Below are 26076 nucleotides of genomic sequence, written 5' to 3' on the forward strand. Positions count from 1 at the left end.
GTTTTAGCATTACGTTGAAGCCATTTCTCGAAAAGTCGTAATCCCAAAGTTCAGGGCTTTCTTTGTCATCCTGAGGAACGAAGGATTACACGCGGGATTCGACAAAGATTAGCGAATCTCTTTACGGAACTTCTGGTGTGATCCTTCGTTCCTGAGGATGACAAATTAAAATTTTGTGTCTTAGTGTCTTTGTGGCAAAAGCAGCGTTCAATCAAACAAAAAACTTATGAAATTAAAAACATCCCTAAATATACTTTTCCTCTCATTCACCATTATAACTTTTGGTCAGATTGGAACTCGCTTCCCATCAGAAAAAAAGATTATCAAAGATCCGGTAACTGGTGTTGATTTAATTTTTCTGACTACTAAATCGGCTGGTGATTCTAAAACCTATCCAACACATCCGCAATGGACTGCAGATGGAGAATGGTTGATTTTTAGGTCTAAGAGAGCCAATGATGAAGCGATGGCGGTGAATGAAAAGTCGGGTGTAATAGTTCAGGTGACCGAAGGTGGTTATACAGGAACTTTATGCATGGCACAAAAATCGATGAAATTGTATTTTATGCGCAAAGCAGAAGGCGATAAAATGCAAATTATGGAAGTGAATTTAGAGGGCATTTTTAAAGACAGTCAGGCCGGAAAGATGAGACCGGTTTCTGCTTATGAACGTGTTTGTGGAGTTGCAAATCCAGAAATGGGTGCGTCCGGAGATATGGCTTTAGATGCTGATGAAGAAAAAGTTTATTTTAGAATTGGGAAGGAAGAAGCGGGCAGACATTTAGATCCAAATATTAAAATTGAGAAAAATTTTGGGCCAAGAAATATGGGCGTAGGCCCTGGTGGAATTAGCAGTATGAATATAAAAACGGGTGAATTCAAACATGTGATTTCAGTACCCTTTCAGGTTGGCCATATTCAGTCTAATATCTGGAATCCTGGTGAATTGGTTTTTTGTTGGGAAACCGGAGGAAAATCTCCTCAAAGGACCTGGACGGTTATGGCAGACGGAACAGGATTAAGACCTTTATATCCTGAATCCGATTTTGAGTGGGTAACGCATGAGGCGGTAATTTCTAAAGATGAGGTTGCCATGGCGATTATGGGGCATCGAAAAATAGATATTCAAAAGGAAGCCCCAGTTGAAGTTACCGGAAGTACAGAAATAAGAAATCCGCAAAATCCGGGTCAGGAAAGCAATTGGGGGAATTCTGGAACACGCGAAAAACCAACAGGCTTAGCCATTGTAAATTTAAGAACTCACGAGATGATTATTGCCGGACAAACGAAAAGCGGCAGCGGTTTATGGCATGTACATGGCTCTTCAGATGGCAGATGGGCAGTTGGAGATGATTTTTCGAGAAGTTTATATTTAATCGACAGAAAAACAAACGAAATGATCATGCTGACAACAGGACATAAAGACACGGCAGCAGATCATATTCATCCCACTTTTAACAGAGACGGAACTAAAATTCAAATTCAGTCGGCCATGCTTTCTGCAGATAATAAAACGATGAATATCTGCATTGTAAATGTGCCAAAAGAATGGTTAAAACGTAAATAGAGAAGAAAGAGAATAGAGTAAAGAGAATAGAGAATAGAGTAAAGAGAATAGAGTAAAGAGAATAGAGTAAAGAGAATAGAGTAAAGTAAAGAGAATAGAATAAAACTCTTTCTTTTTCCAATTTTGAAAAAAGGAAATTATAAAATGACTGTTTCTGTAACCGGAGAAAGACCAAATTGGTCCGATAAAAGAAAATCAAATTATGGAAGTACAGGATATTACATTTCTGAAAATCAGATAAAAATAAAAAATTAGATATTTAAAATAACGTACAATGAAAAAGTTTTTCGCTTTAGCTATATGTGTTTTGGGAATTTCTCAGGCCGCATTTTCGCAAAAATATGCCAATGATACATTTCCTGACGGAAGTGAAATTACACCTTGGTTTAAAGATTACACCAAACTTCAATTAAAAGATTTAGGAAAAAAATATACGATAACCGATTTTGGAGTTGGAAAGGATAGTACCAAAATTCAGACCGTTGCAATTCAGAAAGTAATAGATAAAGCCGCTGCAAATGGTGGAGGCGTAGTTGTAATTCCGAAAGGAGTTTATTTGAGTGGAGCTTTATTTTTCAAGCCAAAAACAGCTTTATATGTTAGTGAAGGCGGTGTCTTAAAAGGTTCAGATGATATTGCCAATTATCCAATCATGCCATCCAGAATGGAAGGCCAGAATCTGGATTATTTTCCTGCATTGGTAAATGCATACGGAGTGGATAATTTTTCGATTTCAGGAAAAGGGACCATCAACGGAAACGGAAAAAAATACTGGGATGCTTTCTGGGCGCGCCGTAAAGAAAATCCAAAATGTACTAATTTGGAAGTTTCAAGACCAAGATTGGTTTTTATATGGAATTCAAATAACGTGCAATTGCAGGATGTAAAACTGATCAATTCCGGCTTTTGGACGAATCATTTCTACAAATGCAATAATGTAAAAATGCTGGATTTGTATATCTCTTCACCGCACCTAAAAGATAAAGCACCAAGCACAGATGCGATCGATATTGATATTTGCAGCAACTTTTTAGTAAAAGGGTGCTTCTTGTCAGTTAACGACGATGCGATTGCTTTAAAAGGCGGAAAAGGACCTTACGCAGACCAGGATAAAAACAACGGACCAAACTCAAATATCATTATTGAAGACTGTAATTTTGGTTTCTGTCATTCGTCTTTAACCAATGGAAGTGAAGCTATTCACAACAGAAACGTAATTATGCGTAACTGTAAAATCGACGGAGCATCACGATTATTATGGTTAAAAATGCGTCCGGATACCCCTCAAAGATATGAATACATTAGAGTAGAAGATATTAAAGGTTCAGCAAAAACCGGTTTGGCAATCTTTGGATGGAAACAGTTTTTTGACCTAAAAGGACGTCCTGATATCCCGCTTTCGTATGGAGATAATGTTACTTTAAAAAACATCGAATTAAAATGTGACACTTTTTACGGTGTAGAAAATGATCCGAATGTTCGTCTGTCCAATTTCACTTTCGAAAATTTAAATATAGAATCTACTAAAACAGAGATTGATAAAAGTTTGATTAAAGGAGTAACTTTTAAGAATGTTTATGTGAATAAGGTGCTTGTGGAATAGAAGGTTCTAAGTTGCTAAGGTACTGAGATTCTAAGGTTTTGTAGAAGCGCACAGCAGTGCGTCTAACGCAAAGTGACCACAAAGTTTGTCATTCCGAGGAACGAGGAATCCCCGCAAGTAACTCCTTACAGAAATTCGCCAATCTTTGTAGAGCTTCTCGCGGGGATTCCTCGTTCCTCGGAATGACAAAAAAATGAGAATAAAAACTTTGTCTTATCGCCTTTATGGCAAAAAAAAAATCATGAATAAATTTCTGGCATTTATCTTCGCAATTTCAACTTTAACTTCCTACAGTCAGGATAAAAATTCAGTTGACTTTTTAATTGCGGATAAAAATCAAACAGCCACTATTTATATTGATAAAAACACAGATGCATTAATTCTCTGGGCAATAAATGATTTAGCTGATGATGTTAAAGAGATAACAGGAAAACGACCAGAAATTATTCAAAATAATACAATCTCTAAAAACGGAATTTATATCGGAGAAGCCTCCTCCAGTTTATTTCAATCTCAAAAAAACAGAAAAGAATTTGCAAATCAAGGGGAGAAATTTTCCATTCAAAAAGAGCAAGAGAATCTTTTAGTAATGGGATCAGATGTTAGGGGAACTGTTTACGCCATTTTTGAAATTGCAGAACGCCTCGGAATTTCGCCATGGAAATGGTGGGCTGATGTACATCCGATAAAAAAAGAAAAGCTGGCATTACAACTTCCCCGTAAGGGAATAATTGCATCTCCATCTGTACAATATCGAGGTGTTTTTTTAAATGACGAAGATTGGGCATTACAACCCTGGGCGGCTAAAACATTTGAACCGGAAACAGGGGATATTGGTCCAAAAACGTATGAGAAAATTTTTCAATTGTTGTTGCGATTAAAGGCCAACACGATTTGGCCGGCTATGCATCCTTCTACAAAAGGTTTTTTTACCCTTCCGGGGAATAAGGAAATGGCACAAAAATACCATATTGTTATCGGTTCCTCACACGCAGAACCAATGCTACGCAATAATGTCGATGAATGGAAACCTGAAATTTATGGCGAATACAATTATTTTACCAATAAAACTCAAGTCGATAAATATTGGCAGGATCGTTTAGACGAAATAAAAAAATCTCAAAACGAAACCATCATGACATTGGGAATGCGCGGCGTACACGACAGTAAAATGGAAGGTGCGAAAGACTTGGCAGCATCAATTGATATGGTCGAAAAAATCATTTTGAACCAGCGTAAAATGCTTTCAAATACTTTTAAAAAACCGCTGTCAGCCATTCCGCAAGCTTTCGTTCCTTACAAAGAAGTATTGGAATTATACGATAACGGACTCAAAGTTCCGGACGATATTACGTTAGTTTGGCCTGATGATAATTACGGTTATATACGCCGTCTGAGTAATGAGAAGGAACAAAAAAGGGCAGGAGGAAGCGGTGTTTATTATCATATTAGTTATTGGGGAAGACCTCACGATTATCTGTGGCTCAGCACAACACAGCCAGGTTTAATTTGGTATGAGATGAATAAGGCTTACGAAAACGGTGCCAAAAAGATGTGGATTGTCAATGTTGGTGATATCAAACCTGCAGAGTACGATACGGAACTTTTTTTAGATTTGGCGTGGAATATCAACAGTATAAAATCGGATGGATTAAAGGCTTATTCGAATGATTGGGCTGCAAGAGAATTTTCGCCTAAAATTAGTGTAGAAGTAAGTACGATTTTTGACGAATATTACCGTTTGGCATTCCTTAGAAAACCGGAATATATGGGATGGAGCCAAACTGAACCCACAACTCCTATAAAGCTTTCTGATTTTTCTGTTGACGAAATTTGGAGCCGAATTAAAGCGTACAAAACTCTTATTGAAAAGGTAGACAGTTTAACTTCATCTATTCCGGAAGAGCGCAAAGACGCCTGGTTTCAATTAGTTGTTTATCCTGTAAAGGGAGCGGCATATATGAATTTTAAATTTTTGTATTGGAATTTAGAAGCGAGAACTTCAGATGAAAATGAGAAGAAAAAATACGATTCATTATCGGCGGAAGCCTACCAAAAAATAAAAGATCTTACCGATTTTTATAATGCAAAACTGAGCAGTGGTAAATGGAATCATATGATGTCGCTGCAGCCGAGAAATTTACCAGTTTTTGATTCCATAAAAAAGAATACATTTTCTACTGAATCAGCAAAAACAAGTTCGAAGCAAATTGTGATTCAGGCGAATCAATTTGTCTCTAAAAAAGAGACGAGAGAATATCAATGGAAGACCATTAACGGATTAGGATATAGTGATAATGCGATTACTTTATTTCCGTTGAAACAACACTATTTTAAAACAGAAAAGCCTTTTGTCTGTTACGAATTTGAAATAGAAAATACAGGAGAATATGAAATTGAAGTTCATTTGTTGCCCACGCATTCTAATAATTTTGATCATGAAATAGGAGTTCAGATTGATGGAAATGTAACTCAGTTTTTCAAAACAAATACCAAAGATCGTGATACAACCTGGAAGGAAAATGTATTACGAAATAGTGCTATTATAAAAGTATCTGCATCTAATTTGCAAAAAGGAAAACATACAATCAAGGTAGAAGTCAATCAGACCGGAATTGTATTGGATTATATAACAGTAAAAGATTCAAAGATTTAATTTAAATTTTAAAATGATGAAAAACAAGAATACAGGAACAAGGTTAGTAGTGATTTTATTGCTTTGTTTTTCAATTTCATATAGTCAGAATACAGTAAAGAAATCAATTGAAAAACCAAATATTATTTTGATTATTGCGGATGATCTGGGATGGAATGATGTAGGTTATCATGGTTCTATAATCAAAACACCCAACATTGATCTTTTAGCTAAGAACGGTGTACAATTAGACCGTTTTTATGTTAATCCTACCTGTTCTCCAACAAGAGCCAGTTTATTGACAGGAAGACCTTCGAGTCGTATGGGAATTGTGGCTCCAATTGGAGACAGGGATCAGACAAAACTACCAGACTCAATACCTACTTTGCCAAAATTATTGCACCAGAATAACTATCAGACAGCACTGATTGGAAAATGGCATTTAGGATTACAACTCAGTAGTGGACCTAAAGCGTATGGGTTTGATTACTCGTACGGTTTTTTACACGGACAATTAGATCAATACACGCATCTATATAAAAATGGAGATAAAAGTTGGCATAGAAATGGTGAGTTTGTAGAAGAGAAAGGCCATGTGACCGACTTAATAACGAATGAAACCATCAAGTGGCTTTCGGAAATTCGTGATTCCAATAAAAGTTTCTTTTTACAAGTTGCTTACAGTGCCCCGCATTTTCCTTTACAGGAAGAGCAAAAATGGAAAGAACCTTATATGAATTCGATTAAAGACAGTTCAAGAAGGGATTATGCTGCCGCCGTGAGTCATTTGGATAACAGCATAGGAATATTGCTTGAAAAATTGAAGGAGCAAAAACTCGATAAAAATACCTTGGTGATCTTTATGAGTGATAACGGCGCTATGGAAAATTGGGATTCCAAAAATGAATATAACGGCGTCCATCCATCCAATGCTACTCTTGGAGATAATAAACCTCTTAGGGACTGGAAAACGTCGAATTATGAAGGTGCTGTCAGAGTTCCGTGTGTGATGTATTGGAAAGACCATTTGAAAAGTTATAAAAATTCAGGTTATATCTCAGTTATTGATTTATTGCCCAGTATTTTATTCCTTGCGGGTGACAATAAACTACCTCAAACCGTAGAAGGGATCAATGTTTGGCCGGCGATTTCTCAAAACAAAGCGATTCCTAATAAAGAAATTTACATTCGAGGTCATTTGCAGGAATGTCTAATCAGTAAACCCTGGAAAATAATCAGAACGCGACATCTTAAAGGAATTCCTGAGGATTATGAACTTTACAATATCGAAAAAGATCCGGAAGAAAAAAATAATGTCTGGAACCAAAACGAGGCAATCGCGACACAAATGAAAATGGCACTTGAGAATCAGTTTAAAAAGGATGCGAAAAAGGTGAATAACGAGAATATTAAATAAAATAGCGGTAGAAAAAGTACTGTAAATAGATACTAAGAGGTCAGAATTAAGTAGTAAGAAGAAAAAAGATTGATTTTTATTTTTTATGTAATGAATTGATAGTAAGGCGCAAAGCCTGGAGGTTAATTTATTATTAACTAAAACGGTAAAAAGAGTTACAATTTTAACACTAAACATGCGTTATCTATCAAGCAAACTTTTATTTTTGCGCCTTAATTTAACAAGTATAAGCATGAAAGATCTATTAGTAAAAATCAACGCCGAAATTGACGCATTCAAAGCAGAAGCTGAATCTTTAACTGAAAAAGGAATCAAAGCTGCTGGACCAAGAGCTCGTAAAGCTACTTTAGAAATTGAAAAACTTTTAAAAGAATTCAGAAAAGTTTCTATCGAAGAATCAAAAAAATAATACTTCGTATTCAAAAAATAAAAACCTCGTTTAAGCAATTAAACGAGGTTTTTTTATGAGTGTTTCTGTAATTATTTAGGTGAATTATCTTTCACGATGTTTAAGGCTTTTCTGCTCAAATACGCTTGGCCCCGTTTTTATTTCACTGTCTTTTTGTTTTACTAAAAAGATATAACCTGCAAATGGTTCTTTCGCGATAGGAAAGGTTAAAATAATAGTACTTTTAGAATAGCTGACAACATCATATTTAAATTTTCCCCAGGTTAAAACGCTATCTTTTGATACAGACCATTTTTTAGGCACTTTGTCAACATCTCCTTCATCATGATATTCGTAAAGTTGTCCTTTTTCATTTCTTTTGAAGCGATGACTCAATTTATCTTTATTAAATTTAAAATAGGTAAAATGAGTTGAGTTTGAATTATAATACACCCAATGTTCATCAGATTCTGTTATTAAATTTTCTTCAATAGAATTCTGCATATTACAGCCTACTAACGAAAATAGTATCAGTAGTAAATAAACTTTTGCTTTCATTTTTGACACTTTACAAATAAGAATAAATATAAAGCTTTCTAAGGCAAATTATTTAGGTATTTCAATATAATCTTTTAAGTTACAGTCTTTTAGTTTCTTAATGCTTTCTGCAGCAGTTAGTGCATTTAGTGTGGCGCCTTCCAAACCGGTATGCGTATGATCTTTCGGAAAGAATGTTTTTACTTTTTCTTTTCCTAAAGCTTCATATTTCTGGGCCACAATTTCATTTAAATCAATATAAAAAGCGCCTTCTTTATCGGCTGCAATTTTCGACCAGGTGCCATAAGTATCAGTTCTGCGTTCTACCTTATCATTTGGCCATTCGTTTCTTGGTGTTTGACTTAAAACAATCGGAATTGCACCTTTTTCTTTGGCTTCTCTGATAAATTTTGCCATATACCAGCCAAAAGTATTTACAATTTCTTTTGAGCCATCAGGGCGTGTTACTTCCTGCGTTTCGTCACCATTTCCTTTTAAGGAACCTCTTAGTTTTTCTTTGTCAACTGCACCCGCGTCGTTATGTCCAAACTGAATCAGAATAAAATTTCCGGGTTGCAATTGGTTTTTCACTTCCTCCCAAAGTCCTTCATTAACAAAAGTTCTGGTGCTCCTTCCACCTCGTGCTTTGTTGATTACTTCAATTCTCGTGGTATCACAATATTTAGGAAAAGCAACGCCCCAACCCACAGCATCAGGATTACCGTCATTACTGGCCATGGTAGAATCGCCAATTAAAAAGACTTTTTTCTTAGCCGGAAGTACAATTTTTGGATTTGGTAAAATGTAATTTTTTAAAGAATTTTTACTCGCTTTCAATTCAGTAATAATAATTGAAGCCGAAAGGACAGCGCCTTTTGCAGAAGTATGTGTATGGTCTTTTTTGTAGAAATAAGTTCCGGTTACTTTTGCTTCACCAAATTTTTCCATTTCAACAGCCATTTTTTCATTCAAATTGATGAAAGTTACTTTTTCCTTTTCAGCAATTTGTTTGGCCCATAAGCCGTATGATTGATCGTTGCAAGGTACTTTTCCGTCCTTCCAGTCGTTTCTCGGAATCGGCGAACAAATAATCGGAATGGCACCTTTTGATTTTGCTTCTTTAACTACTTTCTCAATATACCATCCGTAACTGTGAACCGTTTCATGTTTTTTGGTAATTAAATTATCGATTTCCTGAGTTTCATTTCCAATACCTTTGATTGTTCCTCTGGCACGAATAGTATCGTTTAAGGGACCGTCGTCATTATGCCCAAACTGAATCAAAACGTAATCACCTTTTTTAAGTTTGTTTAAAACTTCAATCCATAAACCTTTATCCTGAAAAGTTCTCGAACTTGTTCCGCCCAAAGCATGATTTTCGATATGGACTTTTGTAGTGTCCAAAAACTGTCCAATATAATCGCCCCAACCCCAAAGTCCGCCGGTTCCGTCGCCTTTGCCATTTTTCACGGTTGAATCTCCAACCATGTAAACAGTTGGTTTGTTGTCTTGTTTTGAAGTAAAATTGAAAAATAATACTGCCAAAATGAAGACAGAAAGTATTTTAATTGATTTCATGTTTTTTAATTGTGAATTGTGAGTTGTGAATTGTGAGTTGTGAATTGTGAGTTGTGAGTTGTGAGTTGTGAAATGAGCTTACTTAACCGCAAAGACTGCAAAGCTTTGCGTACATCGCGTAATTCTTAGCGAACCTTGCGGTTAAATTATCCAGTATTAAAACCCGAAACCTGAAACCTGACACGAGGCTTTAGCCGAATTGGCGGAGCAAACAAAGAAAACCTGAAACTTTTTTTAGTTTCTAAAATCAAACCACAAATTCATCTTTATCCCATCATCTCCGCTTTTGATTCTTATATTCGTTGGCTGACTTTGAGGTCCTTGTTGTTCCAGAGGTTTGAAATCCCGCATCGCCGGAATTTCATACATAAACGAAATATCTCCGTCAGGAAATGGTGGTTGTGGATAACTGCCCGGGAAACCATTTTTAGGTAGGTCGGGTGTAAATAATCTTAGGAACAAATTGTCATTTTCGCTAAAAACTTTAAAGGATGATGTTCCGGCTTTTAAGTTTGCTCCTAATAAATTAGCGTGATAACCTTTGAATTCAGGATAAATCAAATTCTCAAAACTTTCCCCGGTAATAGTATTATTATAGTCTTTCTCCCAAATGCCGAAAGTTGTTCCTTTAATTCTGTTTTTCCAAACATGGTACGGACCTCTTCCAAACCATTTAATTCCGGTAACTTCTTTCTCCGGAAAACTAAAAGTAATTCCGAAAGCGCTAATTTTATCTTCAAAAAAGGCACCATCAAAACCTTCGCCGCCAGAAGCATTTTTCAGGGCAACCAATTCCATTTTAAATCTTCCGTCCGGCTCCATAATCCATTTAATCGAAGCTAATCCACCAGTATAATTTACAACGCAAATTGCCTTATCTCCGTCTTGTAAAACCTGAATGTCTTTTAATTTGGCTTTCATTCCAATTGGTCGTGGACCATTTGTTAACGGAATACTGGAATTTGCATTTTTTACAGATGAAATTTCTCCGGTTGCAGTGTCTAGAATAACGGTAATAGCACTTCCTTTTAAAGTGATAGTACTAGCAGTTTTTACCGCTGATGCTTTTGCCTTTGTATTTTGAACAGCTAAGAATTTATTCGCATAATACAAAGCTTTATGAATTGGCCATGTCCAGGTATAAATTTCTTTATTGAACTGATCGTAAGCCGTGATGGATAAAATATCTCCATCAGCAAAATTATTTGGAACGGCAAATTGAATTTTACGGGTTTCACCAGGATCCATACTCGGAATTTCAATTTTTCCAGAACTTATTGCTGATGAAACACCATTAGAATAAAGTACATTATTTTCTGCTTTCATCACTTTAAATTCCATTTTGCAGGTATTCAAATTGCTGAATAAATAATCATTTTTGATAAAGAATGAACCATCAAAATTTTCAGAAACCTGTTTTGGCTGAAACTGAATTGGCGCCCAAACTTCTTTTACTGTATAATAACTTCCTTCTCTTTCGCGATGAGGTCCTAAAATTCCATCCGCGGCAAGCGAACCTTTCGAATCAAATTTAACATCGCCAGTCCAATCCGAGCGTTTTACGGCTTCGTCTAACATCGCCCACATAAATCCTCCGGCAAACAATGGACTTTCTTTATAACGATTCCAAAAATCTTCCAAAGCTGCTCCATGTCCGTTATCATAAGTTCCATGCATAAATTCCGTTGGAAAAAACACATTTTCACCCGCATTAAAACGATGCATTCCGGTTAAATAAGTAGGATAGTGGTGTGTATCCCAACCGTTAAAATCGGCCCAGGGGTGAATTACAATTCTTTTTTGCGGATCAAGATTGGCGAAAATTTTGTCGGTATCATAGTTCCATCCACCTTCATTTCCGTTATCCCAAATAATTACGGAAGGATGATTGACATCACGTGTAATCATTTCAGTTGCTAATTTTTTCCCGGTTTCGGTATCATAAGAGTTTTGCCAGCCCGCTAATTCATCTAAAACAAAAAGCCCCAGGGAATCGCAAACTTCTAAAAAGTGTGTATCTGGAGGATAATGACCGCGAACCGCATTCATATTCATGTCTTTGATTAATTTTCCGTCCAATTCACTGATGCGTTTGCTGGTGCTTCTTCCGCCTTCCGGCCAAAACGAGTGACGGTTAATTCCTTTCATGATAATTTTAGTACCATTAACATAAATTCCGTCCTGCTTTCTAAACTCCAGAGTTCTAAAACCAATTCGTTTATCATATTTGTGAATTGCAGTTCCGTTTTGTTTTAAAACCAATTGTAAATCATACAAATTAGGAGTTTCCGGATTCCACGTCTTGATGCCTTTCCATTGTGCTGCAATAGTTGCTGTATTGCTTTTTGCTTTAATAGGAAAAGTAAAAGTTTGGAAATCTTCTCCATTTAAACCTTTAAGTGTTGCTTCTAAAGTGGCATTTTTCGGAATGTTTTTAAGATTCAAATCAACAGTAACGGAGCCATCCATTTTAGGATTTACAGCAATATTCTGAATATGAGTTTTTGGCGCAAATTCCAGCCAAACAGGGCGATAAATTCCGCCAAATAACCACCAGTCCGCTCTTCTTTCTGCCGCATTTACTGATTTATTAGCAGAATGTTTCCAAACATGAACTTCTAAAATATTTTTAGAACCGTATTTTAGTAAAGAGGAAATATCATATTTAAATTCATAAAAACCACCTTGGTGAATCGCTCCTGCCAGTTTTCCGTTTACTTTTACTTCAGTGTCCGTCATGGCACCGCCAAAAGCAATTAAAACATTTTTATCCTTATAATCCGCAGGAACTTCAAATTCATATTTATACAAACCTTCTTCCTTGCTAGGTTCTTTTTGTTCCAATTCCTTGTACCAGCGTCCATAGGTATATTCACCAAAACCTTCTAATTCCCATTGCGACGGAACGTTTATTTTGGACCATTTTTGGCTATTGTTGCCACCGGTACAATAAAAATCCCATTGTACAGGGTGTTCAAAATCTTTACCTGAAAGATAAATTTTGTCGGTTTGTTGTGCATTGCCGTTTTGCGCAAGCAAAAGTGTAAACGCAGCAAGAGTAAGATTTTGGATAGTGTTTTTTAGTTGCATAATTGGTGAATTCTGGAATGGTTAATTACCATCTGGTTTAGCAATTTCAAATCGGTCACTTAATGGAAGTGTCCAACTCGAAATATAATTTGGTTTCTTCGGATTGTAATTGGGTGTTTCTTTTTTGATTTGTTTTTTTAATGGAATATCGAGTTCACGAATTCCTTTTAATACACAAAGTGCAATTTCGTTTGCGCCAAAACTATTAAAATGAGTATTGTCGTCTAACGCTTTTTCCTGTCCCGGAAAAGTACGGGCAGGATATTGTACAAAAGCTTTTCTTGAAGGTTCATCGCCCCAGGCTTCGTATAATTCGGTTGTCATTTTAGTAACATCAATCAGAGCAATATTATTTTTCTGGGCAACGGCACGCATAGCAGCAGGAAAGTCACCATGCGTTTCTTTTAGGGTGCCATTTTTATTAAAGAAACGGCGTTGTGTTGGTGTAACTAAAACTGGTATAGCACCTTTTTCTTTTGCAGATTGAACAAATTCGGTTAATAGATCTGAATACGATCCCCAGGCACCATTTCCTTCGCCTTTGATTTTTTCGTCATTATGTCCGAATTCCACAAACAGATAATCCCCTTTTTTAATTTGGGTAAGTATCTTTTTTAAACGATTTCCATTTTTAAAAGAACTTAACGAAGATCCCGAATAAGCATAATTCGCGACAACCACGTTGTCATCAAAATAATTGGTAATAAATTGTCCCCAGGAAGCCCAAGGTTCCACATCCTGATCGGTTACGGTTGAATCTCCGGCCAAATAAACAACCGTAAGATTATCTTTCAATGTGATTTTTATATCCTGAATAGCAATTTGACCTAAAAATTCCAGCGTCAGTTTATCATCCCAATCCAAAATATCTTTTTCCCTGTCTTTAAGTGTAACATTTACTTGATTATCGATTTTTGGTGTTCTGATATTGATATTGAATGTTTTTGTTACTTTTTGTCCTTTTGGAATTGATAATTGATTTACCATCAATCTTCTTGACTCTGATTTAATAGTAACATTTGAAGCTTTTTCGTTGCTTCCCATAGTCACTTCGACCTGATAATTTCCTTCCGGAAGTTGTACGGAGAAATAAGCTGGTTTTTCACAAGAAAAAGAAGTGGCATTGATTTTTACTTTCGAAGAAGAATTAAAATCAAAACCATATCCTGTATTTGAATCGTAAAGTAAAGGTTTGTCAATCGAAATTTCTTTTACATTTTTTGAAGTGCTAAAATGAAATGAAATTGATTTGCTGTTTTTAATACTATCAGAAGAAATTGTTTTTGATAAAAAGCAATTGTTAGTTAAAGGATTGTCAACATGCATTGCAAAAATAGAAGCAGGCATAACAAAACAAAACACGCATAAAAAAGTACTGATTTTTATCAATTTTTTGGATTTAAGTTATTTCATTTTCAAAGCTAACAGTTCCGATTTTATATAGTATCCTGTACTATGATGTTAAAATAATATAGTATTGTAAATTATTATATTATAAAAATCAGGTAGGTACAGGATGCTATACCATAAAAAAACAGAGAAATTGCGGTTAAATTATTAAATAATTAAGAATAAATAGGTAAAACTACTTGTTTGAAAACTTACAATGATATAGCTCCCTTAATGAAATTTATGAAAATAAAAATACAATATATACTTGTAATTATCGGTACCTTCTTTTTTTGTTCTGCCATTATATATAGTCAGGAAAAAAAGCCTGTACGTAAAATACATTATGTGCCAGAGGGAAACAGTTTTGTATTGAAAAACGGAATCCGAAAATTTAACCGCGCATTGTATGGTTCGAATACTGGTTTTAGAGTTGAAACCGGAGATTTACCTGAGTTTGCGATGTATATGCCGGGTATGGGTGGCAACTTCAAGCTTGGAATAGTAAACGGAAAAGAAAGCAAATGGATTACCGAAGCTTCTAAAATTGATACCAGATATGTTTTGGGAATCATGCAATATACCATTGAAGATCCTATTTTAGGAAATGGAAAATTGTTTGTTGATGTAGTTGCTTTAAAAGAAAAAGAAGGTTTTATTGTAAAAGTATACGGTAAAAATGTAGCTAAAAATAGTAATTTAATCTGGGCGTTTGGTGGCGCTACAGGTAAGAAATTTAGTCGTGACGGCGATATTGGTGCTGATCCGGAATCTGTATTTTATTTACAGCCGGACTATTGCATCAACAATAAATATACGATCCAAAAACAATCTTTTTTGTTGGAATATGGTTCTGAAACCAACAAACAAAAAACAGGAAATAATAAAAGTCTGGTTGGATTTTTTCCGGAATCAGAAACGCATTTAGCGAATGCCAATCAACAAAAAACTCCTTTGGAATTATTTACTTCTAATGCAGAAACTTTGCCTGTTATTACAGGAAAAATAAATTCAATTACTGAAAAAAGTAACTATTGGCTTTTAGCAACTGAAGATCTAAAAGTTGATGTTTCTCAAAAAGGATCAGCTCAATTGTATCAGAAATCAGTTCAGGAAACCCATCTTTTAGCCAATAGAGTTAAAGTTGTTACTCCAGATCCTTATATTAATACTTTAGGTGCAGCACTTTCCATTGCTTCCGATGGAATTTGGGAAAGTCCCGCCTATCTTCATGGTGCGATTGCCTGGAGAATGTACTTAAATGCATGGCGTGGTGCGTATACGGCAGATCCTTTGGGATGGCACGACAGGGCAAAATCACATTTTGAAAGTTATAGTAAATCGCAGGTTACAAGTCCTGAAAGTGGTCCGGTTGTTTTTGATGAAGAAAAGAATCTGGCACGTCAAAAAGAAGAAATAGGAACGGCAATGTTCAGCAGTGGATACATTAGCCGAAGCCCAAATAAAAATACTGTAGCCCATCATTACGATATGAATTTGGTTTTTATAGATGAAATGCTTCGTCATTTTAAATGGACAGGTGACACTGCTTTTATGAAAGAAATGTGGCCAACAATCCAAAGACATTTGAATTGGGAAAAACGAAATTTTGATGCAGATGGAGACGGACTTTATGATGCATACGCAACCATTTGGGCGAGTGATGCCTTGCAATATAGCGGCGGCGGCGTGATTCATTCTTCTGCCTATAATTATTATGCTAATAAAACAGTTGCTGAAACGGCAAAGAAAATAAACGAAGATGCGAGCCCGTTTTCTAAAGAAGCAGATAAAATTTTAAAAGCAACAAACGACCAACTTTGGATTCCGAATAAAGGAATTTTTGCCGAATATAAAGACGCACTCGGAAACCGATTATTACATGACACGCCTGGCATTTGGAGCATTTACCACACGATAGATTCGGAGCTGTCGAACCCATTTGAAAGTTATCAGATGCTGGGATATGTCGAAAATCAAATTCCGCATATTCCAATTTCGGCAGAAGGTCTTGATAAAAAAGACCTTTATATGATCAGCACCACCAATTGGCAGCCTTATACGTGGTCTATCAACAATGTGGCTTTGGCGGAACAGTTGCATACTGCATTGGCTTTCTGGCAAGGAGGTCAAACGGATGAAGCCTATAGAATGTGGGAAAGTGCACTTATTGAAAGCATGTATTTAGGTGCTTCTCCGGGAGGTTTTGAGCAACTGATGTATCAGGATGCCATTCGTGGTGAATTGTACCGTGATTTTGCAGATCCAATCGGGATGGCATCAAGAACTTTAGTCGAAGGCCTTTACGGTATTCAGCCAGACGCTCTTGCAGGAGTTTTAACAATAAAGCCCGGTTTTCCTTCAAAATGGAAGGAAGCTTCTTTAGAAATTCCGGATGTTACTTTTTCTTTCAAAAGAGAAAATAAAAAAGATACCTATCAAATTGAGAATCGTTTGTCGTCAAAAATGAATTTAAAATTGATTCTAAATGCGCCTTTTGATGCAATAGAAAATATTAAAGTAAATGGAAAAGAGGTAAGTTGGAAGTTGATTCCGGAAAGTATCGGAGCGCCAAAAATAAGTATTGAAATGCCTTTTAATCCGGTTTATGATGTTATTGTAAATTGGAAAGGAAATGTTTTAGAAGAATTAAAAGCAGAAACACTTTATACTTCCGTACAATCGATAAATCTGATAGCTTCTAAAGCTAAAATTATTTCTGTTAGGGATCCGCAATCGGTTTTAAGTGAGATTTCAAAAATGGATAATGCTCTTGCGGCAAAAGTAAATGGCAATGGTCATAAAACGTTTTTTATTGAATTAAAACAAGGTGAATTATCATGGTGGAATCCGATTGATTTGAATATTAAAACTGAAGAGAAATCCAATAAAGAAACAAATTGGGATGTGCCTCTGGATAAAGCTGTAAAAACAGAAACCATTTCACTTTCATCCTTTTTTAATTCCAAAGTAACCGATATTTTCAATTACGAATATCTTTCACCAAGACCCAAAACGGTAACTTTACAATTGCCAAAACAAGGAATTGGAAATTGGTGTTATCCAAATGTTTCGGTAAAAATTGATGATAAAGGCTTACGCGAAAAAGCAAAAGCAAACGGACAAATTAGAACTGCAAATGGAATTCCGTTTCAAACGCCTTCTGATGAAAAGGTAAAGAATATTATTTTCACTTCAATGTGGGATACTTTTCCTGAAAAGGTTACTATTCCGCTTGACGGAAAAGCTTCACACGCTTATTTTATGGTGGCCGGTACAACAAATCCAATGCAAAGCCGCATTATAAATGGCGAAATTAAAGTGGAATATACAGATGGAACATCAGATGTTTTACCGTTAAAAAATCCGGAAAACTGGTGGCCAATTGAGCAGGATTATTTTGTTGACGGACTGGCTTTTACCACAGATGCACCAAAACCTCCGAGAGTTTATTTTAAATCGGGAGAAATTTCAAGAACGTTCAAAGATTTTACAAACATAAAAGGTTTTTCAAGTTACGGAATTGATGGCGGCGCCGGAACGATTTTGGAATTGCCATTGAATAAAAACAAAACATTAAAGAATCTTACTTTGAGAACGATTGCAAATGATGTAGTGATGGGTTTGATGAGTGTGACTTTGATTAGATAGTTAGAAAATTAGAAAATTAGAAAATTAGAAAATTAGAAAATTAGAAAATATGTCAATTAGATAACTGTGTGACTAAAATTTAAAATGCTCCAGAGGAGCAATATGTTTATAGAAAAAGATTAACCCCAAGATTTAAGCCCCAGTGGGGCGGCATATTTAACCAAATTATAGGCAATGAAAAAATATCAATTAATTATTACGGCATTATTTTCCTTGTCGTTGTCTGCACAAAAAATAGACAGAAAAGCTTTGGTAACCCGACATAATGTTCAAATCACAGCCATCGATACTTTGGCTTCTTTGACCGTCGGAAACGGCGCTTTTGCTTTTACCGTTGATGCCACCGGATTGCAGACATTTCCTAAGAAATACGAAAACGGAATTCCGTTAGGAACACAGTCAGAATGGGGATGGGATAGTTATAAAAATACAAAAGGATATAAATTCTCAGAGACTTTACGTGATTACAAACAGTATGGCAGAGACATTTCATATACAGTTCAGATCAAAGAACCGGCGCGAAAAGTTGAAGCTGTAAACTGGTTCAGACAAAATCCGCATTTATTGCAGTTGGGGAATTTAGGTTTTGAAATCACGAAAAAAGATGGAAGTCTGGCAAAACCCGAAGACATCAAATCGATTGCTCAAAAATTGAATTTATGGACAGGAGAAATTGAAAGTTATTTTGAAGTAGAAGGAATTCCGGTAACAGTTGTTACAGTTTCACATCAGGAAAAAGATGCTATTGGCGTAAAAGTTAAGTCAGATTTATTGCAGCAAAAGCGTTTAAAAATCAGTTTGAGAATTCCGTTTCCAACCGGAGATTGGGGCGATATGGGAACAAAATGGGAAGGAAAAGAGGATTACAAAAGTACTCTTGTTGAGAAGTCGAAAAACGAAGCAGTTGTGACGCATGTGATGGACAGCATTTCATACAATGTCAATTTAAACTGGAAAGGAACTGCACAAATCAAAAAGGCAGGAGATCATTATTTTGTAGTAGAAGCATTAAATACCAATACTTTAGAATTAAGTTGTCTTTTTGCTGTAGCAAATAAAAAATCGGCTGCAAATTCTTCTTTTGCTGAGATTGAAAACAGCAGCATAAAAGGTTGGGAGCAATTTTGGAAAAGTGGTGCAGCTGTAGATTTTTCTGGAAGTACAGACAAACGCGCTCCTGAATTAGAGCGAAGAGTGATTTTATCACAATATTTAACAAAAGTGCAATGTACAGGAAAAGTACCACCGCAGGAAACAGGTTTAACGTATAACAGTTGGTATGGAAAACCGCACTTAGAAATGCATTGGTGGCATGGTGTTCACTTTGCACTATGGGGAAGACCGGAGTTATTAGAAAAAAGTCTTCCGTGGTATCAAAAAGTTTTTGATAAGGCTAAAAATATTGCCAAAAGACAAGGTTTTGATGGTGCAAGATGGCAAAAAATGACAGATCCTGATGGGAATGAAAGTCCGTCCTCTGTAGGTTCATTTTTAATCTGGCAGCAGCCTCATTTTATTACCTATGCCGAATTAATATACCGTGACAAACCTACAACAGCTACTTTAAATTTATACAGCGAACGCGTTTTTGCAACAGCAGATTTCATGGCTTCGTTTGCTAATTACGATGCTAAAAACGATCGTTATGTGTTAGGGCCAGGCGTGATACCGGCACAAGAACGTTTTAAAGCAATGGAAACTTTTAATCCAACCTATGAATTGGCGTATTGGAATTGGGCTTTAAAAACTGCCATTGCCTGGAAGAAAAAATTAAACCAAAAAGTACCTGAAAAATGGGAAACGGTTTTAGCAAAATTATCGCCTTTACCAGTTGCTGATCAGGTTTATTTAGCAACAGAAAGCGCAACAGATTCTTATACCAATCCAGAATTCAAAACAGATCATCCGTCCGTTTTAGGAACTTTCGGGATGCTTCCTGAAACTTCTCTTTTGGATAAAAAAATCATGAAAAATACCTTTGATCTGGTTTGGAAAACATGGTCCTGGGACAAAACCTGGGGTTGGGATTTCCCGATGACCGCAATGTCTGCAGCGCGTTTAAACATGCCGGATAAAGCAATTGATGCTTTGTTTATGAACGTAACAACAAACACCTATTTGAAAAACGGACACAATTATCAGGCAGAAAGACTGACTTTGTACCTTCCCGGAAACGGAGGGTTATTAACTGCGGTTGCCATGATGTGCGCTGGTTGGGACGGAACGACAGAAGAAAATCCTGGTTTTCCAAAAGACGGTACATGGAAGGTGAAGAGTGAAGGTTTTAAGAAGATGTTTTAGTTTAAAGGTACTAAGGTTCTGAGGTTCTAAGTTTTAGTTTTAGGCACAGTTTGTCATTTCGATGAACAAGGAATCTCCGCAACTAACTCTACAAAGATTGTCACCAATAGCAACGGAGCTACTTACGGAGATTCCTCCTCTGTCGGAATGAAAAGATTGCATTAAAATAAATCTGTGCTAATCTGCTTAAATCTTTTAAATCTGCGTGAAACTTTATAAATAAAAAAATCAATTATGAAAAATAGATTACTATTACTATTATTGTTTTTCTCTTGTTCCATATTTGCGCAACGACAAATGGAAAATTTAGACCGGGGCATTATTGCCGTTAAAGACAAAGGTCAGTTTTTTATTGGTTGGCGTGTTTTAGGAACTGATGCTGATGATTTGGCTTTTAATTTATACCGAAAAAGTGGTGCTAAAAAAGCCATAAAACTGAATGACAAAGCAATTTCAGGAGCAACCAATTTTGTAGATTCCAAAGCAAATCCGCAGGAAGAAAATACGTGGTTTGTAAAGACGGTTTTAAAAGGAAAAGAAACGGATACACAAGGGAGTTTTACTATTCCGGCTGCAAGTCCGGATAAAGATTATTTGTCAATTGTTTTAAAACCAGTTGAAGGTTATATTCCGAATGATCTTTCTGTTGGCGATTTAAATGGTGACGGAAGGTATGATTTGATCGTGCATATGACCGGAAAAAGTCTGGACAATTCATTTAAAGGAATTACAGACCCACCAATATTTCAGGCGTATACTTTAGATGGAAAGTTTCTATGGCAAATTTGTTTAGGAAAAAACATTCGCGAAGGCGCACATTATACACAGTTTATGGTGTACGATTTGGATGGTGACGGAATCTCAGAATTCGTCTGCAAAACAGCAGATGGCACTACCGACAGCCAAAATAATGTAGTGGGTGATGCTTCGAAAGACTGGGTAGACAGAGATCCGAATTCTCCCGTTTTTGGTAAAATTTTGAAAGGTCCTGAATATCTTTCGGTTTTTGATGGAAGAACCGGAAAACTAATTACAACTGTAGATTATATTGCACAGCGTGGTGATCTTGCTGGTTGGGGTGGACATGGCGGAAGCGGTGGAAACGATACCAAAGGAAACAGAATAGATCGTTTTACGGCGTGTATCGCTTATCTGGACGGTATTCACCCGAGCGTTGTAATGTGTCGCGGCTATTACGGAAGAACAGTTCTGGCTGCATGGGATTTTAAAAATGGTAAACTGACTTCAAGATGGGTTTTTGATAGTAAAGATGCCGAAAATCCGTATTCCGGAATGGGAAATCACGGACTAACAGTTGCTGATGTAGATGCTGATGGAAAAGATGAAATTATATACGGATCGATGTGTGTAGATGATAACGGGCAGGGTTTGTATACAACAGGTTTCAGGCATGGCGATGCTTTGCATGTTACCGATCTTGATCTGGATGTTCCAGGTCTGGAAGTTTTTGGAATTCATGAAATAGAAAACGGAACGACAGGTCCGGGAGTAACCTTTTTTTCTGCCGCTGATGGAAAAGTTTTGTTTACCGATTCACTTGATAAAGATGTTGGTCGTGGCGTTGCTGACAATATAGATCCAACCAGAAAGGGAGCACAATGTTGGTGGTCAGGTTCTCCGGATTTGCATGATATGAAAGGAAATGTGATTGGAAAAGCACCCACATCAACTAATTTTTTAATTTATTGGGATGGCGATACTTCAAGAGAACTTCTGAATGCAAATTATATAGACAAATATAATGCAGGAAGATTATTTACGGCCAGCGGAGCAGCATCAAACAACGGAACAAAATCAACACCGGCACTTTCTGCAGATATTTTAGGAGACTGGCGCGAAGAGTTAATTTTAAGATCGGAAGACAATAAAGAATTAAGAATTTATTCGACCACTATTCCAACCGAAATCAGACAATATACGCTAATGCACGACCCACAATACAGATTAAGTATTGCCTGGCAAAATGTAGGCTACAATCAGCCGCCACATACGAGTTTTTATATGGGCAAAGACATGAAACCAGCTCCGAAACCCAACATTATTTTAATGAAGGTTCAAAGTGACAAAGGTGCAAAGGTTCTAGAGGAAAGGTTCTAAGTTGCTGAGATACTTAGGTTCTAAGGTTTTTGACTATTATATTGAATAGCCTCCAGATAAAGCTGGAGGCTATTCAATAATTATCTAAAAAACTTTGCGTATTTGCGAGATTATTCTACAACCTTAGTATCTCAGCAATTTAGCATCTTTAAAAAAAACCTCAGAACCTTAGTATCTTAGAACCTTAAATAGAATTTCTATCAATAAAATTAAAAGGCACTTTAACCGATCCTTTTTCTTTATTCAAAATCATTCGGCCGGCGGTTTCTCCCATTACATTAAAATCGGTAGACATTACAGTAATACCCAGTAATTCTTTTAATGGTGTGTCATTATAGGAGATAACGCCAATATCTTTTCCTAATTCGTATTCTTCATCTCTGATTTGTTTCATCAAATTCACCAGATCTGACTCTTCAATAGTAATAAACAAATCGCCTTTTTTAAGAATCATATCATCGTAAACTTCATCCAGAATTTCAAAATTGATTTCATATTCCACGCAGAATTTTCTAAATCCGTGTAAGATGCGGCGTGGGTAAGGATAGACGGCTTTCTCAGGATATACTAAAATAAGTTTTTTGTATTTCTTTATTTTCGAAAGTCCCTCTTTTAAGGCATTGTAAATATCATTTTCAAAATCCTGATAAATCTTGATGATTTCACCATCCATATTAAGCTTTATATTATCCATGATAACCAGTTTTTCTCTTGGAATTCTCTGAATAGCTTTTACAACATCATCTGTAAAACTTAAGTGTTTCAGTTCATCGGTTTTAAAGTGCGTTGTGATTACATAATAATCGTATGCACCTTCAAACTTGTCCAGTAAATTCAAAAACAAGGTTTCGTCGCAGTGGTAAATATGTAAATCGGTATGTGCATTGGCTCCGACCGTGTCAATAAACGAGTTGTACGTTTTCATTTTGTACGCACTCAATTTATTAAAGAGGAACAATATATTTACTTTAGATTCAAGTTTGGTACGCGTAATATAATAGCCCTTTCCTCTGATAGAAGAAATGATTTTTCGTTCCTTTAATATGTTATACGCTTTCTCAACCGTATCTCGCGACATGTAGAACTCTTCGCTAAAGCTATTTATGGAAGGTATTTTTTGATTGATCTTCAAATTTCCGTTCGCAATATTTTGCAGGATAGAGTCTACAATCTGTTTGTATTTTGGAACCCTTGAATCTTCATCGATTTTAATAAGTTTAATCATTTTGTAAGTCTTGCAAATTATGTTTTGGATAAAAAGTAAAACATAATTCTGAATTATAATTTGTATTAAAAGCGGAATCTGAAAATCTTTCTGAACATCACTTTTGCTTCTTCTTTCGCAGAATTACCCAATTAAATAAGGTAATACTTTCATATTTTGATAATTTGCTTATTTAATACCAATTGCGGATACGACAATTGCGAAATCGATTGCTAAAATAGAGATTTTAAATTTATTTATCTACTATAAATGTGTTCTTCTTTGCAATACTATTCGGTTTTAACATAAACGTAAAAATCATTAAAGGATAGTACAGGATAGTTTTGTTTTTTACATTCTCTTATTTTACAAAACGAGATTAACTATCACAAATAACCACAAACAAAATTATAAATGGAATCATTATTAGGAATCATTTTTCACTCCATTGGAGGATTTTCTTCAGGGAGTTTTTATATGCCATTCAAAAAAGTTAAAAATTGGGCTTGGGAAAGCTACTGGATCGTAGGAGGTTTTTTTTCCTGGCTAATCGTACCACCAATAGCAGCTTATCTAACGATTCCACATTTCACAGAAGTTATCGCTGCGGCTTCGCCAACAATCAAAGCTTTTACCTATACAATGGGATTGATTTGGGGAGTTGGAGGACTAACTTACGGGTTAGGAGTTCGTTACCTTGGAATGTCACTTGGGAATTCAATTATCTTAGGATTCTGTTCTGCTTTTGGAGCTTTGGTACCTTCTATTTATTATGATATCTATCCAACTGAAGGGAAAATTTCATTCTCTCATATGCTTTCAAATCCTGGAGGACAATTGGTTTTATTAGGAGTTGTAGTTTGTCTTTTGGGAATTGCTATTTCTGGAAAAGCAGGAATTCTGAAAGAAAAAGATTTTGCAACAGGCCATGAAGATAAAGACAAAGATTTCAGCCTTACAAAAGGTCTTATTATAGCAGTAATATCAGGTATTTTAAGTTCCTTTTTCAACTTCGGAATCGAAGCAGGAAAACCAATGGCCGAAGCAGCTGTTGTAGCGGGATGTAATCCTTTATTTCAAAATAATGTAACGTATATTGTTTTGATGTGGGGTGGACTTACAACCAACTTTATCTGGTGTATGTACCTTAATTTCAAAAATAAAACTTTTGGAGATTATACCAATACTGCAACTCCAATTACTAAAAACATACTTTTTTCTGCTCTTGCCGGAACCATGTGGTTTTTGCAATTTTTCTTCTACGGAATGGGAGAGAGCAAACTAGGAAACGGAGCAAGTTCATGGATTCTACACATGGCAACGATTATCCTTACAGCCAATTTCTGGGGATTTTATTTGAAAGAATGGTCAGGAGTTTCGAAAAAGACTTTCAGAACTTTTTTATGGGGAATCGGATTAATTATGCTTTCGATCGTATTGGTCGGAATCGGAAATTCATTATAAGAAAATAAATAACCAACCAAATTATAACCAATGTCTAATATAAATACAACACATATGAATTTTAAGCACGTAAGCTATTTATGGGATGAGTCAAAAGCGGCAGCTTTGGCAGGAGATGAAGTAGCGCTTTTCATTTATCGTTCCAACTTACTGGGAGCTGATTTGCGATTGACCAATTATGGAGGAGGAAATACTTCAGTTAAAATTACGGACAAAGATCCGTTAACGGGAGAAAGCTCAGAAGTAATGTGGATTAAAGGTTCTGGTGGAGATATCGGAACATTAACCAAATCAGGTTGTGCGGCACTTTATTTAGATAGGCTTCGTAATCTGGAGAACGTTTACAGAGGCATCGAATTCGAAGATGAAATGGTAGAATTATTCAACCACTGTATTTTTGATCTGGCTTCAAAAGCGCCATCTATCGATACACCATTACACGGATTCTTACCCTTCAAACATATTGACCACCTGCATCCTGATGCCGCTATTGCCATTGCAGCAGCCAAAGACGGAGCAAAAATTACAGAAGAATTATTCGACGGAGAAATCGGTTGGGTGGGCTGGCAGCGTCCGGGATTTGATCTTGGATTACAATTGAGATCTTGCCTTGAAGAAGCTGAGAAAAAAGGAAAAAAATTACGTGGAATCATGTTGGGTTCCCACGGACTTTTCACTTGGGGAGAAACTTCTTATGATAGTTACATCAACACCCTTGAAGTAATCGAGAAATGTGCGACTTATTTAGAAGATAACTACGGAAAAAAAGGTCCTGTTTTTGGAGGACAAAAAATACAAAGCCTTGATAGAGTAGAAAGAAGTTTGAAAGCGGCGAAAGTAGCTCCAATCTTAAGAGGATTCTGCTCATCAGAGCGTCAAATGATCGGACATTATACCGATGATGCAAGAGTTTTGGAATTCATCAACTCAAATGATTTGGAAAAGCTGGCTCCACTTGGAACTTCTTGTCCGGACCACTTTTTGAGAACGAAAATAAGTCCATTAGTTTTGGAACTAGATCCAAACGAAGACTTATCAGATGTTGAAGCCATCAAAGCAAAATTAAAACCTGCTTTTGAAGCGTACCGTGCAATGTATAAAGATTATTACAATACTTGCAAGAAATCAAATTCA

General features: G+C 36.1%; 16 protein-coding genes. 11 read left to right on the forward strand and 5 right to left on the reverse strand.

Translation table 11 applies throughout. The annotated features are described in order from the left end of the window. Positions 1–226: 226 nt before the first annotated feature. The 6 genes from B0A65_RS22500 to B0A65_RS22520 all read left to right on the forward strand — a co-directional run bounded on the left by B0A65_RS22500 (position 227) and on the right by B0A65_RS22520 (position 7631). On the forward strand, positions 227–1567 hold the full coding sequence (locus tag B0A65_RS22500) for a TolB-like translocation protein (protein WP_074663978.1): 1341 nt from the start codon (positions 227–229) through the stop codon (positions 1565–1567). A 123-nt stretch (positions 1568–1690) separates the two neighbouring features. Beyond that, the gene (locus tag B0A65_RS23630; RefSeq protein WP_262490047.1) at positions 1691–1822 is read left to right on the forward strand and encodes a hypothetical protein; all 132 of its coding nucleotides are present in this window, start codon (positions 1691–1693) and stop codon (positions 1820–1822) included. 19 nt (positions 1823–1841) lie between these two features. Next, positions 1842–3170 (forward strand): rhamnogalacturonidase, encoded by a 1329-nt coding sequence (locus B0A65_RS22505; RefSeq protein ID WP_074663980.1) that lies wholly within the window; start codon positions 1842–1844, stop codon positions 3168–3170. Positions 3171–3411: 241 nt separating this feature from the next. Beyond that, positions 3412–5826 carry a glycosyl hydrolase 115 family protein gene (locus B0A65_RS22510; protein WP_074664003.1) on the forward strand — a complete coding sequence of 805 codons (2415 nt, stop codon included), beginning with the start codon at positions 3412–3414 and terminating at the stop codon, positions 5824–5826. A gap of 16 nt (positions 5827–5842) precedes the next feature. After that, positions 5843–7222 (forward strand): sulfatase-like hydrolase/transferase, encoded by a 1380-nt coding sequence (locus B0A65_RS22515; protein WP_242670340.1) that lies wholly within the window; start codon positions 5843–5845, stop codon positions 7220–7222. Between the two features lie 232 nt (positions 7223–7454). Beyond that, positions 7455–7631, forward strand: a complete 177-nt coding sequence (locus B0A65_RS22520) for a histone H1 (RefSeq protein WP_029272605.1) — start codon at positions 7455–7457, stop codon at positions 7629–7631. Positions 7632–7715: 84 nt separating this feature from the next. Here the strand turns inward: B0A65_RS22520 and B0A65_RS22525 are convergent, their stop codons facing one another. The 4 genes from B0A65_RS22525 to B0A65_RS22540 form a co-directional block, all read right to left on the reverse strand. Beyond that, positions 7716–8168, reverse strand: coding sequence for a hypothetical protein (locus tag B0A65_RS22525; protein ID WP_074663984.1), 453 nt, complete (start codon positions 8166–8168; stop codon positions 7716–7718). Positions 8169–8216: 48 nt separating this feature from the next. Next, positions 8217–9725 (reverse strand): rhamnogalacturonan acetylesterase, encoded by a 1509-nt coding sequence (locus tag B0A65_RS22530; RefSeq protein ID WP_074663987.1) that lies wholly within the window; start codon positions 9723–9725, stop codon positions 8217–8219. 234 nt (positions 9726–9959) lie between these two features. Continuing rightward, positions 9960–12815 (reverse strand): glycoside hydrolase family 2 TIM barrel-domain containing protein, encoded by a 2856-nt coding sequence (locus tag B0A65_RS22535; protein ID WP_074663989.1) that lies wholly within the window; start codon positions 12813–12815, stop codon positions 9960–9962. Positions 12816–12836: 21 nt separating this feature from the next. Continuing rightward, positions 12837–14204, reverse strand: coding sequence for a rhamnogalacturonan acetylesterase (locus B0A65_RS22540; protein WP_083370543.1), 1368 nt, complete (start codon positions 14202–14204; stop codon positions 12837–12839). A 243-nt stretch (positions 14205–14447) separates the two neighbouring features. On the opposite strand from B0A65_RS22540, the gene B0A65_RS22545 reads away from it, so the two are divergent. From B0A65_RS22545 to B0A65_RS22555, 3 genes are all read left to right on the forward strand, one after another. Next, positions 14448–17855 (forward strand): DUF4450 domain-containing protein, encoded by a 3408-nt coding sequence (locus B0A65_RS22545; protein WP_242670342.1) that lies wholly within the window; start codon positions 14448–14450, stop codon positions 17853–17855. Positions 17856–18029: 174 nt separating this feature from the next. Next, on the forward strand, positions 18030–20156 hold the full coding sequence (locus B0A65_RS22550) for a hypothetical protein (RefSeq protein ID WP_074663993.1): 2127 nt from the start codon (positions 18030–18032) through the stop codon (positions 20154–20156). Between the two features lie 234 nt (positions 20157–20390). Next, a complete protein-coding gene (locus B0A65_RS22555) occupies positions 20391–22274 on the forward strand; it encodes a rhamnogalacturonan lyase (RefSeq protein WP_074663995.1) in 1884 nt (627 codons plus the stop codon). Between the two features lie 184 nt (positions 22275–22458). Here B0A65_RS22555 and B0A65_RS22560 read toward each other — a convergent pair whose 3' ends face one another. After that, positions 22459–23499, reverse strand: coding sequence for a GntR family transcriptional regulator (locus B0A65_RS22560; RefSeq protein WP_074663997.1), 1041 nt, complete (start codon positions 23497–23499; stop codon positions 22459–22461). Positions 23500–23892: 393 nt separating this feature from the next. On the opposite strand from B0A65_RS22560, the gene rhaT reads away from it, so the two are divergent. Together rhaT and B0A65_RS22570 are read left to right on the forward strand one after the other, a co-directional pair. Continuing rightward, positions 23893–24942, forward strand: a complete 1050-nt coding sequence (gene rhaT / locus B0A65_RS22565; protein ID WP_074663999.1) for an L-rhamnose/proton symporter RhaT — start codon at positions 23893–23895, stop codon at positions 24940–24942. A gap of 30 nt (positions 24943–24972) precedes the next feature. Beyond that, on the forward strand, positions 24973–26076 hold a 1104-nt coding region (locus tag B0A65_RS22570), incomplete at its 3' end, for a class II aldolase/adducin family protein (RefSeq protein ID WP_207556485.1).

Source organism: Flavobacterium frigidimaris, assembly GCF_002217275.1.
In the GTDB taxonomy this organism is placed as follows: Bacteria; Bacteroidota; Bacteroidia; order Flavobacteriales; family Flavobacteriaceae; genus Flavobacterium; species Flavobacterium aquidurense.

Excerpts from the sequence above, each read along its gene's own strand:
- B0A65_RS22500 (WP_074663978.1), top strand. The coding sequence starts at position 227 with ATGAAATTAAAAACATCCCTAAATATACTTTTCCTCTCATTCACCATT.
- B0A65_RS22505 (WP_074663980.1), top strand. The coding sequence starts at position 1,842 with ATGAAAAAGTTTTTCGCTTTAGCTATATGTGTTTTGGGAATTTCTCAG.
- B0A65_RS22510 (WP_074664003.1), top strand. The coding sequence starts at position 3,412 with ATGAATAAATTTCTGGCATTTATCTTCGCAATTTCAACTTTAACTTCC.
- B0A65_RS22515 (WP_242670340.1), top strand. The coding sequence starts at position 5,843 with ATGAAAAACAAGAATACAGGAACAAGGTTAGTAGTGATTTTATTGCTT.
- B0A65_RS22520 (WP_029272605.1), top strand. The coding sequence starts at position 7,455 with ATGAAAGATCTATTAGTAAAAATCAACGCCGAAATTGACGCATTCAAA.
- B0A65_RS22525 (WP_074663984.1), bottom strand. The coding sequence starts at position 8,168 with ATGAAAGCAAAAGTTTATTTACTACTGATACTATTTTCGTTAGTAGGC.
- B0A65_RS22530 (WP_074663987.1), bottom strand. The coding sequence starts at position 9,725 with ATGAAATCAATTAAAATACTTTCTGTCTTCATTTTGGCAGTATTATTT.
- B0A65_RS22535 (WP_074663989.1), bottom strand. The coding sequence starts at position 12,815 with ATGCAACTAAAAAACACTATCCAAAATCTTACTCTTGCTGCGTTTACA.
- B0A65_RS22545 (WP_242670342.1), top strand. The coding sequence starts at position 14,448 with ATGAAAATAAAAATACAATATATACTTGTAATTATCGGTACCTTCTTT.
- B0A65_RS22550 (WP_074663993.1), top strand. The coding sequence starts at position 18,030 with ATGAAAAAATATCAATTAATTATTACGGCATTATTTTCCTTGTCGTTG.
- B0A65_RS22555 (WP_074663995.1), top strand. The coding sequence starts at position 20,391 with ATGAAAAATAGATTACTATTACTATTATTGTTTTTCTCTTGTTCCATA.
- B0A65_RS22560 (WP_074663997.1), bottom strand. The coding sequence starts at position 23,499 with ATGATTAAACTTATTAAAATCGATGAAGATTCAAGGGTTCCAAAATAC.
- rhaT (WP_074663999.1), top strand. The coding sequence starts at position 23,893 with ATGGAATCATTATTAGGAATCATTTTTCACTCCATTGGAGGATTTTCT.